This window comes from Ruegeria sp. BC8 (genome assembly GCF_056535705.1).
In genome coordinates, this window is the sequence record NZ_JBQFIV010000001.1 from 2,210,669 (window position 1) to 2,226,195 (window position 15,527).

At 64.1% G+C, this 15,527-nt stretch carries 18 protein-coding genes; 9 read left to right on the forward strand and 9 right to left on the reverse strand.

The annotated features are described in order from the left end of the window. Window positions 1-254: 254 nt before the first annotated feature. Together ACR3EK_RS11225 and ACR3EK_RS11230 are read left to right on the forward strand one after the other, a co-directional pair. Window positions 255-566, forward strand: coding sequence for a hypothetical protein (locus tag ACR3EK_RS11225; RefSeq protein ID WP_170362998.1), 312 nt, complete (start codon window positions 255-257; stop codon window positions 564-566). Window positions 567-633: 67 nt separating this feature from the next. Next, window positions 634-1,596 carry a LysR family transcriptional regulator gene (locus ACR3EK_RS11230; RefSeq protein ID WP_170338025.1) on the forward strand — a complete coding sequence of 321 codons (963 nt, stop codon included), beginning with the start codon at window positions 634-636 and terminating at the stop codon, window positions 1,594-1,596. On the opposite strand, the gene ACR3EK_RS11235 is transcribed toward ACR3EK_RS11230, so the two are convergent. After that, window positions 1,593-2,036, reverse strand: coding sequence for a low molecular weight protein-tyrosine-phosphatase (locus ACR3EK_RS11235; RefSeq protein ID WP_170362996.1), 444 nt, complete (start codon window positions 2,034-2,036; stop codon window positions 1,593-1,595). The two genes, ACR3EK_RS11230 and ACR3EK_RS11235, sit on opposite strands and share 4 nt — an antisense overlap. Before the next feature lie 27 nt (window positions 2,037-2,063). On the opposite strand from ACR3EK_RS11235, the gene ACR3EK_RS11240 reads away from it, so the two are divergent. Beyond that, on the forward strand, window positions 2,064-2,759 hold the full coding sequence (locus ACR3EK_RS11240) for an NAD-dependent deacylase (protein ID WP_170358291.1): 696 nt from the start codon (window positions 2,064-2,066) through the stop codon (window positions 2,757-2,759). A gap of 52 nt (window positions 2,760-2,811) precedes the next feature. Next, the gene (locus ACR3EK_RS11245) at window positions 2,812-3,420 is read left to right on the forward strand and encodes an HdeD family acid-resistance protein (protein WP_170358289.1); all 609 of its coding nucleotides are present in this window, start codon (window positions 2,812-2,814) and stop codon (window positions 3,418-3,420) included. A gap of 101 nt (window positions 3,421-3,521) precedes the next feature. Here ACR3EK_RS11245 and ACR3EK_RS11250 read toward each other — a convergent pair whose 3' ends face one another. Further along, entirely contained in the window at window positions 3,522-3,995 is a 474-nt protein-coding gene (locus ACR3EK_RS11250; protein WP_170362994.1) for a copper chaperone PCu(A)C, read from the reverse strand. 43 nt (window positions 3,996-4,038) lie between these two features. Next, window positions 4,039-4,389, reverse strand: coding sequence for a hypothetical protein (locus ACR3EK_RS11255; protein ID WP_170362993.1), 351 nt, complete (start codon window positions 4,387-4,389; stop codon window positions 4,039-4,041). Between the two features lie 456 nt (window positions 4,390-4,845). Here ACR3EK_RS11255 and ACR3EK_RS11260 point away from each other — a divergent pair, with 456 nt between their 5' ends. Further along, on the forward strand, window positions 4,846-5,331 hold the full coding sequence (locus ACR3EK_RS11260) for a GNAT family N-acetyltransferase (RefSeq protein ID WP_480633405.1): 486 nt from the start codon (window positions 4,846-4,848) through the stop codon (window positions 5,329-5,331). Window positions 5,332-5,399: 68 nt separating this feature from the next. Here ACR3EK_RS11260 and rpmB read toward each other — a convergent pair whose 3' ends face one another. The 3 genes from rpmB to meaB all read right to left on the reverse strand — a co-directional run bounded on the left by rpmB (window position 5,400) and on the right by meaB (window position 8,129). Next, complete coding sequence (rpmB, locus tag ACR3EK_RS11265) at window positions 5,400-5,687, reverse strand: 50S ribosomal protein L28 (RefSeq protein WP_039532366.1); 288 nt, start codon at window positions 5,685-5,687, stop codon at window positions 5,400-5,402. A 171-nt stretch (window positions 5,688-5,858) separates the two neighbouring features. After that, window positions 5,859-6,995, reverse strand: coding sequence for a Hint domain-containing protein (locus tag ACR3EK_RS11270; protein WP_480633406.1), 1,137 nt, complete (start codon window positions 6,993-6,995; stop codon window positions 5,859-5,861). 156 nt (window positions 6,996-7,151) lie between these two features. After that, window positions 7,152-8,129: a methylmalonyl Co-A mutase-associated GTPase MeaB gene (gene meaB / locus ACR3EK_RS11275; RefSeq protein ID WP_480633407.1), complete on the reverse strand. Its 978-nt coding sequence runs from the start codon at window positions 8,127-8,129 to the stop codon at window positions 7,152-7,154. Window positions 8,130-8,255: 126 nt separating this feature from the next. Here meaB and hrpB point away from each other — a divergent pair, with 126 nt between their 5' ends. Both hrpB and ACR3EK_RS11285 read left to right on the forward strand, forming a co-directional pair. Then, window positions 8,256-10,706 (forward strand): ATP-dependent helicase HrpB, encoded by a 2,451-nt coding sequence (gene hrpB / locus ACR3EK_RS11280; protein ID WP_480633408.1) that lies wholly within the window; start codon window positions 8,256-8,258, stop codon window positions 10,704-10,706. Window positions 10,707-10,777: 71 nt separating this feature from the next. Then, the gene (locus tag ACR3EK_RS11285; protein WP_170366625.1) at window positions 10,778-11,233 is read left to right on the forward strand and encodes an NUDIX hydrolase; all 456 of its coding nucleotides are present in this window, start codon (window positions 10,778-10,780) and stop codon (window positions 11,231-11,233) included. On the opposite strand, the gene ACR3EK_RS11290 is transcribed toward ACR3EK_RS11285, so the two are convergent. The 3 genes from ACR3EK_RS11290 to ACR3EK_RS11300 form a co-directional block, all read right to left on the reverse strand. Further along, the gene (locus ACR3EK_RS11290) at window positions 11,230-12,225 is read right to left on the reverse strand and encodes a 2-dehydropantoate 2-reductase (protein ID WP_480633409.1); all 996 of its coding nucleotides are present in this window, start codon (window positions 12,223-12,225) and stop codon (window positions 11,230-11,232) included. The two genes, ACR3EK_RS11285 and ACR3EK_RS11290, sit on opposite strands and share 4 nt — an antisense overlap. 78 nt (window positions 12,226-12,303) lie before the next feature. Then, window positions 12,304-13,266 (reverse strand): pirin family protein, encoded by a 963-nt coding sequence (locus ACR3EK_RS11295; protein WP_170417657.1) that lies wholly within the window; start codon window positions 13,264-13,266, stop codon window positions 12,304-12,306. Between the two features lie 102 nt (window positions 13,267-13,368). Further along, entirely contained in the window at window positions 13,369-14,211 is an 843-nt protein-coding gene (locus tag ACR3EK_RS11300; RefSeq protein ID WP_480633410.1) for a phytanoyl-CoA dioxygenase family protein, read from the reverse strand. Between the two features lie 205 nt (window positions 14,212-14,416). Between ACR3EK_RS11300 and ACR3EK_RS11305 the strand changes: the two genes are divergently transcribed. After that, window positions 14,417-14,905: a twin-arginine translocation pathway signal gene (locus ACR3EK_RS11305; RefSeq protein ID WP_480633411.1), complete on the forward strand. Its 489-nt coding sequence runs from the start codon at window positions 14,417-14,419 to the stop codon at window positions 14,903-14,905. Between the two features lie 5 nt (window positions 14,906-14,910). Beyond that, window positions 14,911-15,516, forward strand: coding sequence for a ferric reductase-like transmembrane domain-containing protein (locus ACR3EK_RS11310; protein WP_480633412.1), 606 nt, complete (start codon window positions 14,911-14,913; stop codon window positions 15,514-15,516). The last annotated feature ends 11 nt before the right edge of the window (window positions 15,517-15,527 follow it).

The following is a 15,527-nucleotide window of genomic DNA, read 5'->3' on the forward strand; positions in this document are numbered from 1 at the left end:
GCGGTTGGCTTCGTTCCAAGCCCTCAGCTGCATTCAGGCGACCGTACGTAGACAGAACTCGGCCGTGTTGCACCGTCCAAAACGGGGTTCGAAGGGCATGCCACGGCCGACCATAGTGCCAACCGCGGCACTTTCGACTCAGGTACGGAGTTTCTGAAAGCAAATTGTTGAACGGCAGGAAAACTTGGACGATACTGCGCCGCAAGCCGAGAGGGACACAAGACTCCTCCGGGCAGGCAAAACGAGGCATGAGCATGAAACAGTTCCTCATTATCGCGCTATGCGCCACGTCGCTGACCACTTTGGCCCCGGCCACGACCGAAGCGGCGCAGATCAAACGTGCATGTTTGGCGTCCGACCGTTCGGCTGCGACACGCGACAGGTGCAAGTGCATCCAGCGGGTGGCAGATCAGGCTTTGACCAACAAAGACCAGAAAACCGTGGCCAAATGGTTCACGGACCCGCATCAGGCCCAAGAGCTGAAGATGTCGAAATCCGCCCGCGATGACGCGCTGTGGGAGCGGTATCAGAACTTTGGCCGAATGGCACAGGCGATCTGCAGCTGACGCTGACCGCGATCCTTGACCTGACCCGCCCTGCGCCTCAGTAATGGCGCAGTGAAAGGGAAATCATATGGTGACGAAAGGGTTGACCCTGCGCGGTCTCGAAGTGTTCGAGGCCTTGGCGCGGACCGGTTCGGTGGCACAGGCTGCCGAGATTACCGGACTCAGCCAGCCATCAGTCAGCCAGCAGTTGCGCAATCTCGAGAATGCTCTGGGCACGGACCTGGTGGATCACGGGCGCAGACCCATGCGCCTGACCCAAGCCGGGCGCAGCTTTCTGGCACGGGCCGAGTCCGTTCTGGCCGAGTTGCAGATGGCCCAAAGCGAGCTGTCTGTCATGGACCTGGGTCATCTGAGCACGCTTTCGATCGGCCTGATCGACGATTTCGACAATGACCTGACCCCGCGCCTTGCCACGTTGCTGGCCGACAGCCTGACACGCTCCAAGTTCAAACTCATAACCCTCCCCAGCCTTGAGATTTTCGAGGCGCTGGCTTCGCAACGTCTGCATCTGGCGGTTTCGGCCCATAGCGGCGAGGTGCTGGAAGGCGTGGTGGAGTACCCTTTGGTACAGGATCCTTTCATTCTGGTCGCGCCGAAGGGCGGTGTGGCCAATGGGGGCGTAGAGGCCGCTTTGCAGACCCTGCCCTTTCTGCGCTATGCGCGGGAACAGTTGATCAGCCGGCAAATCGAAAGCCACTTGGCGCGGCAACAGCTGCAGTTCGAAGAGCGGTTCGAGATCGGGTCGCACTTGGCACTGATGGCGATGGTGGCGCGCGGCCTTGGCTGGGCGATCACCACGCCGTTGGGATACATGCGGGCAGCCCGCTTCCACGAAGGCATGGATGTCTACCCGGCTCCGTTCGGAGAGTTCTCGCGCACTATTTCCCTCTTCACGCGGTCTGACTGGTCAGATCAGGTTCCGCGCGAAGTCGCGGGCATGACGCGCCGTTTGATGCAAAGCCAGATGATCGAACCAGCCCTTTCCCGCCTGCCCTGGTTGTCCGGACAGTTGAAGGTGATCGGCGGCTAGCCGTCCAGATATGCCACCAAACCATCCACGGCGGCTTCGATGAGGTCCAGCGCCCCGTCGAAATCACGGGTATAGTAGGGGTCGGGCACATGATCGGCGCCGGTGTGGGGCGCAAATTCGGTCAGCATGCGTACAGGTGTAGGATTATCGGCCGGGCGCAAAGCCTCGATCTTGGCGAGATTTTCGCTGTCCATACCGATGATCAGGTCAAACCTGTCGAAATCAGACACCGCAAACTGGCGCGCGCGCAGATCGCTCAGCTCCACCCCTCGGTTGCGAGCCGCGTGTTGCATCGGCGCATAGGGTGGATCCCCGACATGCCAGTCGGACGTTCCGGCACTGTCGCAGGCATGATGAGGCGCCCTGACACGAAAAACGCCTTCGGCAGCAGGGGAACGGCAGATGTTGCCGAGGCAGACAAACAGGATACGCTGTGACATGGCTCGGGTTTAACGTGTGGAGGGCGAATGGAAAAGATCGTGATTTTGACCGGAGCCGGGATTTCGGCGGAAAGCGGATTGGGCACCTTTCGCGATGAAGGCGGATTGTGGGCACAGCACCGGATCGAAGACGTGGCGACACCCGAAGGTTTTGCCCGAAACCCTGCCCTTGTTCATGGCTTCTACAACGCGCGCCGGGTGCAGGCGGGTGGCGCCGACCCAAATGCAGCCCACACAGCACTGGCCCGGCTTCAGCGCGACTGGCCGGGAGAAGTGGTGATCGTAACGCAGAACGTGGACAGCCTGCACGAAGCCGGAGGTGCGACCAGGGTTATCCACATGCACGGCATCCTGTCCGGCGCGCTTTGCGCCTCTTGCGGGCATCGCTGGACTGCGCCAGCGGAAATGTCCGTGGGCGAACCGTGCCCCGCCTGCCGCGCGGCAACCGCCCGACCCGACATCGTGTGGTTCGGCGAAATGCCTTACCACATGGATCAGATTTACGACCATCTGGCACAGGCCGGGATATTCGCCGCCATCGGAACCTCTGGCCAAGTCTACCCGGCTGCGGCCTTCGTGCACGAAGCCATAGCTGCGGGCGCACAGACGGTCGAATTGAACCTCGAGCCTTCGGTTGGTGCATCCAGCTTCGATCAGACGCTGCTTGGCCCCGCCACCCAGATCGTGCCACGCTGGGTCGATGACTTGCTGGGCCGCAGGTGACACGGATCATTCTGCTGAGCTAAGCTGAAAGAACCTGAACCAGGAGAAACAGATGACCGAGCCTGAAGCCCCCCGTGGTGAAATCGTTGACGACGAAGGCATCGACAGCCGCGAAGCGCTGGGCGACACCCTTGCGGATCTGTGGTGGACGTTCCTGCTGCGCGGATTGCTTGCGGGGGCCGTTGGCGTCGCCGCGCTGTTCTGGCCAACGGGCAGCATCGCTCTTTTGCTGCGGCTGGTAGGGGTGCTGCTGATCCTCGATGGCGGCCTGACCCTGCTTGGCTTTGGGCGGCGGGGACTGATCGGAGGCGCGGGTATCGGGGCGGTCTTGATTGGGCTGGTCTTTTTGATCTGGCCGGAAGGCACAGCACGTCTGACGTTCTTTCTGCTGGGCGCCTGGGCGTTGATCATCGGGATCGGCTCGCTGATTTCGTTGGGCCAGATGCATCAGCTGGACCCAGAACGTGCGACCGTCCGGAACTCGGGCATCGTGGCCCTTATCATCGGGCTGGTGCTGATCTTCTGGCCCGGAAGCGGCGTTGTCGCACTGGGCTGGGCAATCGCATTCTCCGCCTTGGCCTTTGCCGGCGTCATGCTGTTCATGGCCGCACGTTTCAAACGGGCCGGAGAACGGGTTTCGATGCGCGTTGTCAACAAGTGAAGAACAACGCTGATCGGCAGTTGAAACGCGAACAGGCCGGGGCTTGCCCCGGCCTGACGCATGGATGACGGCCGCATCGCGGCCCGAAGACAGGCGTGCTGTCAGTTCGAGTGCTTCATATGCCCGTGGCCGTCTTTCCGTTCCAGGTCCACGGGAATCTCGACAACGACCTCACCGGCCTGCTCAAAAACCAAAGTGACGGGTATGGTTGCGCCCTGCTCAAACGGCTGCTTGAGCCCCATGAACATCACATGGTCTCCGCCCCGCTGCAGCATATGCGCCTCGCCGGCGGGGATCGCAAAACCCTCCTCGACTTCCATCATCTTGGCCACGCCGTTGTCGTCGATCTTGTGCGTATGCAGTTCGACCCGTGCAGCGATATCGGATTTCACAGCGACGAGTTGATCATCGGTGTCGCCTGAATTGCGGATCATCATGAAGGCCGCACCAGCCTTGGCATTAGCCCCCGAGGATCGGGCGTAGGCATCCTCAACCGAGATCACACTTTCCGCATGGGCGGCGGTGGACATGATTGCAGCGACGAAAATAGCGGGCAGGATCGATTTGAAGGGCATCTCGCCTCTCCTTTTTGACTGTCTGATTGTGTTGCGAACGGTTTCAGACAGGGGCCGGCGGCGCGCGCGCCGGTCGCTGCGGGATCGGAGCCGCAACAAGGCTGTCGGAACGCAGCGGTATGTCAGACTTTTCCCGCTCGGGCCCTTTCGGTGCCGGCGGAGGGGCATTCAGAACCGCACCCAGCAAGTTGAGCGCATAGTCGGGACAGAAATGAGGTGGTTTGGTGGGCTGGCCGTGCTCGTCCATATAGACAACCACAGGACCGTTCCCGGTGCAAAGCACCATTTGACCGACCGCCGCATTCAATCCCCGTGACGCCGCAAAACCCTGGCCTGTCAGAACCAGCATCAGCGACAGTAGCAACGGCAACACGAGGCGATAGGATCGGGTCATCTTGGCAGAGGTTTAGGCCCGATCGGAAACGGACTTCAAGTGCCTTCGTGAACGCTGAGACAGTTTGGCGCGAACCAAGGGAAAAGGGCCGGCCTGACCGGCCGACCCCAGAATTTGTCTTGATCGGGACCGTCAAAGAACTCCGCGATCATCCGGACCGGTGTTGAGACCGGTATGCAGCCGGTTCACCCGCCGCTGCATCCGCGCACAGCTGGAAAATGACCCGACCAGAAGAGTCGAAAGGAAGGAAATAATAATTGAAGTATTCGCAGACATTACCACACTCCGCCGTAGAATAACCGCATACATAAAACGGATTCAAAACCCTGTATGTGAACAATGTCACGTAGTCGCGTTCTTCTGCCTTCCGCACCGACACCGCGTGCGACACCAGTCCAACGGCAAAGTGATCGGGACGGTCTGGTTTGGGCGGAAATTCAGGCGTAGATCGTGGTCATGCCACTCAAAGCGCACACAGAAATTCAGTTCCTCAGGCTGCCGCAGATTGAGCCCGCTGAAATCGCACGGCACATGTCTGATCCCCGCGTCGCCCGGCATCTGCCTTTGCTGACGGGGCCCTGGGACATCGCGATGGCGCGGGCTTTCATAGACGCAAAAGAGGCCTGCTGGGAGCGCAACGGGCTTGGGCACTGGGCGATCACGTCCGGCGGTTGCTATGTCGGCTGGGGCGGGTTCCAGCGTGAAGGCAGCGAATGGGATTTCGGCCTGGTCCTGACGGCGGATGCCTTCGGTCTGGGCACGCGCATCACCCGCAAGGCCATCGCATTCGCCCGAGCTGATGAACGTATTCCCCATGTCACTTTTCTGCTTCCACCGTACCGCCGCAATCTCTCTGCGCTACGGCGCATCGGCGCGCGTTACGTCGGTCCGGTGACCCATTCCGGCGCGCAGTTCCTGAAATACAGGCTTGAGACAGGTTGAGGCCCACAGACAAACGAAAAGCCCCTGCACCAATGGGTACAGGGGCCACGAAACAGTCTTTGGGAAAATCAGGCCGAGGCTTGCGCCTTGGCGATTTCCTTTTTCACTTTCAGCGCGTTGGCGGACAGCTCTTCGTCCTTGGCTTTTGCCAGGAACGCGTCCAGACCACCACGGTGATCGACCGAGCGCAGCGCGGCGGCCGAGATGCGCAGCTTGACGCCACGACCCAGGGTTTCCGACTGCAGGGTCACGTCGTTCAGGTTGGGCAGAAAACGACGACGAGTTCTGTTTTTGGCGTGGCTGACATTGTTGCCAGTCATCGGGCCTTTTCCGGTCAGTTCGCAACGGCGCGACATGGTTTCTTCCTTTGTTTCTGGAGGCCGGGCATAAATCCGCAGCCAAATCACAAGGGGCACAACCCGAAGTCGCGCCCGAAAACTGGTTGGATGCGTTTAGTGGGAATCGCCGGAAGGGTCAAGACAGCAGCTGCGAAATCTTTCCTTGCCAATAAATGGTCCTGAAACGGCTCAGACATCAACAAGCAAAGGCCTGTGATTTTTTAGGTGACGAGCAATCAGACGGGTCTGCTGTTGGTTTATCGGGATCAACCTTGCGGGTTCGGATTCGTGGTTCTCATCAGCCAGTTCCGGAAAAATCGCAAGGATTTCAGTCCTTGCCGCGGGTCCCAGAGATTTCAGCGCCTCAGGGCCGGTATACAGGCTTTCGGTCGGCGCGGATTCGGCAAACAGGATCTCGTGCCGATCGAACAGCAGATGGAAGTACTCGATGCTGTCGACCGTACAATCTACGAAGATCCCCGGCAGCGCCGTCAGCTTGATCGCGGGAATCAGAACTTGATACTGGCCGAACATGCGTTGCGCGATGCGAGAACTGACCATCATACGGTGCTGGCGGGAAACCAACAGGTCCCGCGTGGGCAGCCCTGCCCCCAAAGCGCCGGCGCAAATACGAACGGGGCGCAGTTTCGGATTGGCCCTCAGATCAATCGCATCGAACCTGCGCCGACCGATCCAGCGGATGGATTGGTTGCCGCTCTGGGCCGTACAGATCAGGTCACCGGTGCACAGGTCTTGCACCTGTACCGGACCGCGGGCAGTCAGAATGTTCGTGCCAGCGGTAAAACACGGAACGCCGGATCCGTTTTCAAATGCGGAATAGGTGACCGTGATGCCCGACGGCAGGGTGAAACTGCCGCTGGTCAACGAATAGCTGGTGCCGGCGGACACGGTGAATGTCCCGAATGAGCTGTCGTTAACCACGGTTCCTGCGGGCAGGTTCAGCGTGTCGGTACCACTGCCACCGCGCACGTCGCCGGACACGCTGGTGCTGCGGAAGTTCAGAACATCATTTCCGCCGCCCAGACGGATATTACCAATGACCGAGCCTTGCAGCGTGACCGTGTCGTCGTCTGATCCGGCTCTTACCTGACCGCCGATCGTGCTGCCGATCACCGTGATCGTATCGATCCCGGCATTTCCACGGACACTGCCAGAGATGGTACTGTTGGTGACAGTGATGATGTCGTTGCCTCCGCGCGCGCGGATATCATCAATCGGCGTACCCTGAGTGGTGCCATTCAGCGTACCGTTGTCATTGGTGACATCGATATCGTCGTCGCCGTTTGCCCCAAAGATATCGGGCATAAGAGGCGGGTCCTGTCTCTCCGCTTGGTCACGGCAAGTCAGCTGCGCTCCGGTTTTTCTATGTGCTGGGCGCCACAACCAAGGATTTCACCTGCACTCAGGCTACAGAACTCTTGGGCGTTGCGCCAAGTTTTCCTGTCCGCGCGGGCAATGGTGTTACCCGGATGCAAGAGTCCGCAACATCCGCTCGGCCGCCACCGAGGGGCTGAGCCGCCCAGAACCGACCTCGGCGCCCAGCCGGTCCATCTCGGACCGGGCCTGCGGGGTCTCCAGTTTGGCCAGCAGCGCATGACGCACCTCCTGGTCGAACCAGTAGCGGGCCTGTTCGGCGCGGTTGGCGTCCCAATGGTCATTCTGTTTGCGCCAATCGGCCAAGGCCTGCATTTCGGCCCAGGCCTGGTCCAAGCCGTGTTCCTCGACCGCTGAAACGGTCATCGCCTTGGGAAAGCCCTCGGGGTCCTGCGGGCGTTTGCGCAGCAGGCGCAGCGCCCCGGCATAGTCGGCGCAGGTGCGGGTAGCGGTGGCTTTCAGGTCGCCGTCGGCCTTGTTCACAAGGATCATGTCGGCCATCTCCATGATGCCGCGCTTGACGCCCTGCAATTCATCCCCGCCGGCCGGGGCCAGCAGCAGCAGGAACAGGTCGGACATTTCCGACACCACGGTTTCCGACTGACCCACGCCCACGGTTTCAATCAGCACCACGTCGAACCCGGCCGCCTCGCACAGGGCGATGGCCTCGCGCGAGCGACGGGCGACGCCGCCCAGGTGGCTCTGGCTGGGTGAGGGGCGGATGAAGGCGTTCGGCTCGCGGCTGAGGCGTTCCATCCGGGTCTTGTCGCCCAGGATCGAGCCGCCCGACCGGGCCGAGCTGGGATCGACCGCCAGAACCGCCACCCGCAGCCCCTGCCCGATCAGCATCATGCCGAAGCTTTCGATGAAGGTGGATTTGCCCACCCCCGGCGTTCCCGACAACCCGATGCGCAGCGCCTGCCGCCCGGCACCCGACAGCGCCTCGAGCAGCTGCGCCGTCTGGGCGCGGTGATCGGCGCGGGTGCTTTCGACAAGGGTGATCGCGCGGGCCAGCGCCCGGCGGTCGCCTTTGAGGATCCTGTCGGCAAGCTCGGCTGTGGTCATGGGTGGGGTCCTTCGTCGAAATCTGCCCTAGATGACGGGGATGGGCCGGGTTTGTCCAGTACCGCCGGGCGCGGGATTTGACGCAGGCGTTCTGGACCTTGGCCGGGGCTTTGGCGATAAGACGGCATGACCCGTCTACCGATCGACGATGCCCTGCCCGACCTGATCGCCGCGCTGCGCGCGCGCGGCCGCGCCGTTCTGCAGGCTCCGCCCGGCGCCGGCAAGACCACGCGCGTGCCGCTCGCGATGTGCGACGCCGGCCTGTGCGACGGGCGCATCGTGATGCTGGAACCGCGGCGGCTGGCCGCCCGCGCCGCCGCCGAACGCATGGCCGAGACACTGGGCGAACCTGTTGGCCAGACCGTCGGCTATCGGGTGCGGGGCGAGGCGAAAGTGTCGAAATCCACCCGGATCGAGGTCGTGACCGAAGGCATCCTGACCCGGATGCTGCAATCCGAACCCGATCTGCCGGGCGTTGGGGCGGTAATTTTCGACGAATTCCACGAACGTTCTTTGAACGCCGATCTGGGGCTGGCCCTGTGCCTCGAGGTCGCCGGCGCGCTGCGCGACGACCTGATCCTGCTGGCGATGTCGGCCACGCTGGATGCCGATCCGGTGGCGCGGTTGATGGACGCGCCGCTGGTGACATCCGAGGGGCGCAGTTTTCCGGTTCAGACCCGCTGGCTGGACCGCCCGCTTGGCCTCCAGACGCGGCGGCTGAACGCGTTGATCGACCTGGTGGTTCAAGCCGAGCGCGAGACCCGCGCCACCGGCGGCGGCATTCTGGCGTTCCTGCCGGGCGAAGGCGAAATCCGCCGGGCCGAGGCCGCGCTGTCCGGGCGGCTGCCCGGCGATTGCGCGATCCGGCCCTTGTTCGGCGCCCTGCACTTTGCCGCCCAGCGCGCCGCCCTTGCGCCGGCTGAGACCGGGCGCAAGGTGGTGCTGGCCACCTCGATCGCCGAGACCTCGCTGACCATTCCGGACATTCGGGTGGTGGTGGACATGGGTCAGGCCCGCCGCGCGCGGTTCGATCCGGGCTCGGGCATGTCGCGGCTGGTGACCGAGCGCGTCACCCGCGCCGAGGCGACCCAGCGCGCGGGCCGCGCAGGCCGCGTGGCCGAAGGGCTGTGCTATCGCCTGTGGTCGAAGGGTGAGGAAGGCGCCCTGCCCGCCTTTCCGCCCGCCGAAATCGAAGCCGCCGACCTGACCGGCCTTGCGCTGGAACTGGCCCTGTGGGGGGCCGAGCCGCAGGATCTGGCCTTTCTGACACCCCCGCCCGAGGGGGCGCTGGCCGAGGCGCGCGCGCTGCTGCGGATGCTGGGCGCGCTGGACGGCAAGGGCCGGATCACCGACCATGGCCGCGCATTGGCTGGCCTGCCGCTGCATCCGCGGCTGGGGCACATGCTGGTCACGGCCGGCGCGCAGGCCGCCCCGCTTGCCGCCCTGATGGCAGAGCGCGACCCGTTGAAGGGCGCACCGGTGGACCTGTCGCTGCGGCTCGAGGCGCTGCGCGATCCGCGCGCCTATCAGCGCAACCGGGTTTGGCCCGCCAATCCCGGCGTTCTGGACCGGATCCGGTCCGAGGCGAAACGGCTACGCGGCCAGATCAAGACCGAAGGCGACCCGCTGAGCCCGGCGGCGATGGCCGCGCTGGCCTATCCCGACCGGGTCGGCCAGCGGCGAAAGGGCGACGCGCCACGCTATGTGCTGTCGGGCGGCAAGGGTGTGGTGATGGACCCCGGCGACCCGCTGGCCCCCGCGCCGTATCTGGTGGCCATCGACACGGACGGCAACCCGCGCGAGGCCCGGCTGCGCATGGCCGCGCAAATCTCTGAGGCCGAGATCCGGGCGTTGTTCGCCGACCAGATCGAATGGGGCGAGACCTGCGCCTGGTCGAAACGGGACCGTCGGGTGGTGGCCCGGCGGCAGGAACGGTTCGGGGTGCTGGTGCTGGATGACCGCATCTGGAAGGACGTGCCCGACGAGTCCGTGGCCCACGCGATGCTGGACGGCGTGCGCGATCTGGGCCTGCGGCTGGACGGCAAGGCCGCGCGATTTGCCGCGCGGGTCGAGCTGGTGCGGGCGGCGGGCGTCGACCTGCCGGACTTTTCAGAAAACGGGCTGATGGACACGCTTGAGGACTGGCTGCTGCCGATGCTGACCGGCGTTCGCACCGCTGAGGATTGGAAGCGGTTCGACCTGCTGCCCGCCCTTCAGGCGCGGCAGAGTTGGGACCAGATGCAGGAACTGGACCGCCGCGCGCCCCCGGCCTTCGTCACGCCGCTGGGGCGCAAGGTTCCGATCGACTATGGCAAGGCGGTGCCCGAGATCGCGGTTCGCCTGCAGGAGATGTTCGGGGTCACCCAGCACCCTATTGTGGGCGGCGAGCCGCTGAAGATCACCCTGCTGTCCCCTGCGCAACGCCCGATCCAGATCACCCGCGACTTGCCTGGGTTCTGGGCCGGGTCCTATGCCGATGTGCGCAAGGACATGCGCGCGCAATACCCCAAGCACCCCTGGCCCGAGGACCCGACCCAGGCCGACCCGACCCTGCGGGCCAAACGCAGGGGTGCTTGAATACCGTCTGTCAGATTGATATCTCTCGCCGTCTGGAAGGCAGAACAACAAAAAAACGGCAGGCACCCGCAATGACATGGCTGCACAAATTCTGGGAGGGGGTTCTGAAACCCCTGTTTCAGCGTCCGCGCCTCGTGCAGTTCGCGGCGCTGTGTACCCGTGGCGATGACCCCGATACGCAGGTGCTGCTGGTTACCAGCCGCGACACCGGGCGGTGGATCATCCCCAAGGGCTGGCCAATTGACGGGCTGAACGGGGCCCAAGCCGCAGCGCAGGAGGCCTGGGAAGAGGCCGGCGTGCGCACCGCCGAGGTCGATCCAGAGCCGGTCGGCAGCTACTGCTACGGCAAGGTCCGCAAAAGTGGCGTGATCGATCCGGTCTGCACCACGGTATATCGGCTGCGGGTCACCGAACTGGCCGATGAATTTCCCGAAATGCACGAACGCACCCGCGAGTGGGTCTCGCCGCAAGAGGCGTCCGAACGGGTCCATGAACCAGAGCTGAAAAAGCTGCTGTTGCGGATCTAACCGCCGGCACCGCTCAGCCCGGCACGGATCTGATCGGGGGTCAGCGGACCCGTCTCGCCCCGCGTGATCAGCGCTGCCAACCGGTCGCAGATCGGGGTCGGCGTGCCGGTTTCGCGGCCCAGGCGAATGATCTCACCCTGCAGGCTGTCAATTTCGGTCGGACGACCGGCATCCAGATCATAGGCCATCGAGGTGCGCGCGGCGGGGTCGATCGTCAGCATCCGCGCCGCGATGCGCGAAAACAGCGGCGTGGGCAGGCGCAGGATATGCGGCGTCATCCAGGCCGGCAGCGGCGTGGTCGAGGCCACGGGATGCCCGGAGGCGGCCAGAACCGCCAGCGCCTCGGCCATCTGATCGGCCATCAGGCGGCGCCAGTCGCGGTTCAATAGCTGTTCGCGCAGGGTCAGGCCCGACAGCGCGTTCAGAGCATTGTTGAGGTTGATGACCAGCTTGCCCCATTGCACCGCCTCGATCCCGTCGGTTTCGGTGACGGGCAGATCGGGCGAGGACAAGCGGCGGGCCAGCGCGCCGGGGCCGGACTGGATCACGATGTCGCCGGATGTCGCGCGATGCCAGGTGGCCGGACCGGCAGGCACCACGTTGAACGGCACCATCCCGGCGCGTACGTCCCGCCCAGGCAGCGCGGTGCGCAGGGTGCGCGCGTTTTCCATACCGTTCTGCCACGAAATGACCGGGGCCGCGGCCGGGGCGTGCGCGGCGATCAGGCGGGCCATCTCGGCGGTGGCGCCGGTTTTCACCGTGACCAGAACCAGATCGGCGTCGGACAGGCAGGCAGGGTCATCGGACAGGGTCAGACGGCCGGCGGGGATCGTTTTGCGCAGGCCCGAATAGTCCGTCGCGGTCAGCCCATTCTGCCGGATCGGATCCAGCACCCGCGCCCGGCCCAGCAGCGTAACGTCATGCCCGGCATCGGCCAGCAGGCCCCCGCAATAGCATCCGATGCTGCCCGCGCCCGCGATCACAAGTTTCATGCCGTCCCCTTCCCGTTTGCCGCCAAGGATCGCCGGGATCCCTCGGGCAGGCAAGCCGGGCGAGCGCTGACGTGACGTTCAGCGCGCGCGCCGGGGCTTGGTGCGTTCCAGTTCCGGGGTGATCGGAATGAACTCGTCCTCGTCCCCCGGCGGCAGGTGGAAGGCGCCGTTGGCCCAATCGGCGGATTTCCATTCGCGGATCGCCGTTTCGATCTTGTCCTTCGAAGACGAGACGAAGTTCCACCAGATATACCGATCCTCATTCATCGTGGCCCCGCCCAGCAGCATCAGCCGCGCCCCCGCCGGCCCGGCCGTCACCGACAGGCGGTCACCCGGGCGGAAGACCATCATGCGGCCTTCCTCGAACCGGTCACCCGCGATCTCGACCGAGCCCTGGGTGACGTAGACGCCCCGATCCTCGTGATCGTCGGGCAGCGGAAAGGCGGCGCCGGGGTCCAGTTGCACGTCCAGATAGAAGGTTTCCGACAGCATCGTGACCGGGCTGGTTTCCCCATAGGCCGAGCCAAGGATCAGCCGGGCGCTGACACCGGCATCCTGAATATGCGGCAACGCGGCCTGTTTGTGGTGTTCGAAATCGGGGGCCATGTCTTCGTGCGCTTCGGGCAGCGCGATCCAGGTCTGGATGCCGAACAGGCTGTGCCGCTTGGCGCGGGTTTCGGCGCTGGTGCGTTCGGAATGAGTGACGCCGCGGCCCGCGACCATCCAGTTGACCTCGCCGGGATAGATCATCTGATGAGTGCCGAGGCTGTCGCGATGTTCAAATTCGCCCTGGTACAGGTAAGTAACCGTGCCCAGCCCGATATGCGGATGCGGGCGAACGTCGATGCCGCCATCGGTGATGAACTCGGCCGGTCCCATCTGGTCGAAAAAGATGAAGGGCCCCACCAACTGGCGCTTGACCGAGGGCAGCGCGCGGCGCACCTCGAAGCCGCCCAGATCACGGGCGCGCGGGATGATCAGGGTTTCCAGCGCCGAACCTTCGCTGACGCATTCGGGGCTGTGGGTGGGGTTCCAGCTCATGTCGGCCTCCAATCCGGTGCGGCGGGATGTTCACCCTTGTCAATCTAGCGCAAAATACCAGCGGACAAAGTGCATCTACGCACAGACAGGCTGCGCCCCGGATCAGTCCTGTGCGCGGGGCCAGAGTTGCGGAAAAAACGGGCCGGCGATCCGGTCGCCCTCGGCATAGCCGGCGGCCTCAAATTGCGCCCGCTCCTCCTTGGCCCAATCGCCGCGATACCGGATCACCCCGTCCGGCCCGGTCATGCGCAGGGTGAAGCGGCGCACGGTTTCCGTGGGCGTGACCGAGGACAGCCCCCCGTGCAGCGTGCGCATGTCAAAATAGATGCAGTCGCCCAGATCCAAATCCCATTGCAGCAGGTCATAAGCGCCGGGATCGGCATTCACGTCCGGTGGCGGGTGATAGGTGCGGCCTGCAACCTGAGTGGGTTCATAACTGGGGTGCCCGTCGGCGAACCGCACCCGCATGAACAGCTTGTCCCACAGGTGCGAGCCGCGCACGAAAGCGATCCCGTTGTCCTTGCTGACCGGTTCAAGCGGCAGCCACAGCACGCACATCGAGCCTTCGAAATCGAAATAGGACAGGTCCTGATGGAATGGCGGGCGCGAGGTCGATCCGGCCTCGCGCAGGAACCAGTTGTCCATCACCAGATTGATCGACGCGGCGCCCAGCAATTCGGAAGCGATTGGCGCACAAGGCGAGTTGCGAACGAATTCCTCGAACTGGGGGATCTTGCTCCAGGCCCAGTAGTCCTCGAGATAGGCCGGCGCGTCCGGGTCCTTGGTGTGGCGGGTGAAGTTCTCGGTCGGGGTCCGCAGATCGGCGTCGATGCCCGCGCGCAGCAACTCGAGCCAGTCGGCGCTGAATTTCTGGCGCAGCACCACCGCACCATCGCGGCGGAAGGCGGAGATTTCATCCTTGGTCAGCAGGCTGGCATCTGTCATCGGCTCCCCCCTTGGTGACGCAGGGAAAAGGATCGCACCCGAATGGCGCAGGCGTCAAAGACTTTTGCGGCCTCGTTGCGTTTCACGCGCTTTTGTCCGCAGGTCGGCCGGATTTTGCCCGGAACGCTCGGAATGAACCGCGATCGTGCTATTCTTCCACTGTGGCGGTTGGAACAGCTGCCGGGTCAGCACAGGAGAGGTTTCGATGCCCGGAGATTCAGTGAACCGAAGAACCATGTTGGTGGCCGGTACCGCTCTGGTCGCCACGGCCGGCAGCGGCCTGATCCTGCCCGCGCGGGCCAGTGGGTTGGCGCCTACCCCGTCGATGCGGGGCGGATCGAACAACTACCGCCCGGGCGCGCCGATCGTGGACCGGATCGGCGGCGGCGGTTTCTGGATGACCGGCACAGTACGGCGGGCCGGCGACGGCGCGCCCCTGCCCGGTCAGCGCATCCAGGTCTGGGCGCACACAACCGAAGGCCACGAGCGCGACCCGCAAAGCCACGGCGCCACCCTGACCGATGCGAACGGAGAATTCCGGCTGGAGATGCCGCAGATCGTGCCGGCCTTTGGTCAGCCGCACGGACATCTGGCCTATGACAGCGGCGAATTCGAGACCGTCTTCCTGCGCCCGATCATGTCCAGTGCGCGCGACAAGACCCTCGCCGCGCATTTCGTTCTGCAACCGGTCTGAACCACGTGCCGCGCCCGGGCGTCCTTGCGGTCTGGCTGGCGCTGATCGCTGCCATCGCGGTTCCCGTGGTGGTGGCGGGGTTCAGCCCGTATCTGGCCTGGCGCAGCCCGATCTATATCGCTGCAGGCTTCGCCGGGATCATCGGGTTGGGATTGCTGCTGATACAGCCGCTGCTGGCTGCGCGCGTGTTGCCGGGACTGACCGCGATGAACAACCGTATAGTGCACCGCTGGGTCGGGATCACCCTGATCGCCATGATTGTCCTACATGTGGGCGGACTGTGGATCACGAGCCCCCCGGATGTGGTGGATGCCCTGCTGTTCCGGTCCCCCACCCCGTTCTCGGCCTGGGGCGTGGCGGCCATGTGGGCAGCGTTCGCCGCCGTTGTGTTGGCCGCGTTGCGCAGCCGGCTGGGATGGCGGTTCCGCCTTTGGCGGTTGGCCCATGCCAGTCTTGCGCTTGTGACCATCCTAGGCACGGTCGTTCATGCCCTGCTGATCGAGGGCGCAATGGAAACCGTCACCAAGGCCACATTGTGCGGGCTTGTATTATTCGCCTGCGTCGGGGCGTTGATCAGATTGCAGGTCTGGGTCGTGAAACCGCGGGGTTAAGCGACGGGCGC

What these genes read in the sequence shown, in the direction of transcription:
- ACR3EK_RS11225 (WP_170362998.1), top strand. Translation starts at nt 255, where the DNA reads ATGAAACAGTTCCTCATTATCGCGCTATGCGCCACGTCGCTGACCACT.
- ACR3EK_RS11230 (WP_170338025.1), top strand. Translation starts at nt 634, where the DNA reads ATGGTGACGAAAGGGTTGACCCTGCGCGGTCTCGAAGTGTTCGAGGCC.
- ACR3EK_RS11235 (WP_170362996.1), bottom strand. Translation starts at nt 2,036, where the DNA reads ATGTCACAGCGTATCCTGTTTGTCTGCCTCGGCAACATCTGCCGTTCC.
- ACR3EK_RS11240 (WP_170358291.1), top strand. Translation starts at nt 2,064, where the DNA reads ATGGAAAAGATCGTGATTTTGACCGGAGCCGGGATTTCGGCGGAAAGC.
- ACR3EK_RS11245 (WP_170358289.1), top strand. Translation starts at nt 2,812, where the DNA reads ATGACCGAGCCTGAAGCCCCCCGTGGTGAAATCGTTGACGACGAAGGC.
- ACR3EK_RS11250 (WP_170362994.1), bottom strand. Translation starts at nt 3,995, where the DNA reads ATGCCCTTCAAATCGATCCTGCCCGCTATTTTCGTCGCTGCAATCATG.
- ACR3EK_RS11255 (WP_170362993.1), bottom strand. Translation starts at nt 4,389, where the DNA reads ATGACCCGATCCTATCGCCTCGTGTTGCCGTTGCTACTGTCGCTGATG.
- ACR3EK_RS11260 (WP_480633405.1), top strand. Translation starts at nt 4,846, where the DNA reads ATGCCACTCAAAGCGCACACAGAAATTCAGTTCCTCAGGCTGCCGCAG.
- rpmB (WP_039532366.1), bottom strand. Translation starts at nt 5,687, where the DNA reads ATGTCGCGCCGTTGCGAACTGACCGGAAAAGGCCCGATGACTGGCAAC.
- ACR3EK_RS11270 (WP_480633406.1), bottom strand. Translation starts at nt 6,995, where the DNA reads ATGCCCGATATCTTTGGGGCAAACGGCGACGACGATATCGATGTCACC.
- meaB (WP_480633407.1), bottom strand. Translation starts at nt 8,129, where the DNA reads ATGACCACAGCCGAGCTTGCCGACAGGATCCTCAAAGGCGACCGCCGG.
- hrpB (WP_480633408.1), top strand. Translation starts at nt 8,256, where the DNA reads ATGACCCGTCTACCGATCGACGATGCCCTGCCCGACCTGATCGCCGCG.
- ACR3EK_RS11285 (WP_170366625.1), top strand. Translation starts at nt 10,778, where the DNA reads ATGACATGGCTGCACAAATTCTGGGAGGGGGTTCTGAAACCCCTGTTT.
- ACR3EK_RS11290 (WP_480633409.1), bottom strand. Translation starts at nt 12,225, where the DNA reads ATGAAACTTGTGATCGCGGGCGCGGGCAGCATCGGATGCTATTGCGGG.
- ACR3EK_RS11295 (WP_170417657.1), bottom strand. Translation starts at nt 13,266, where the DNA reads ATGAGCTGGAACCCCACCCACAGCCCCGAATGCGTCAGCGAAGGTTCG.
- ACR3EK_RS11300 (WP_480633410.1), bottom strand. Translation starts at nt 14,211, where the DNA reads ATGACAGATGCCAGCCTGCTGACCAAGGATGAAATCTCCGCCTTCCGC.
- ACR3EK_RS11305 (WP_480633411.1), top strand. Translation starts at nt 14,417, where the DNA reads ATGCCCGGAGATTCAGTGAACCGAAGAACCATGTTGGTGGCCGGTACC.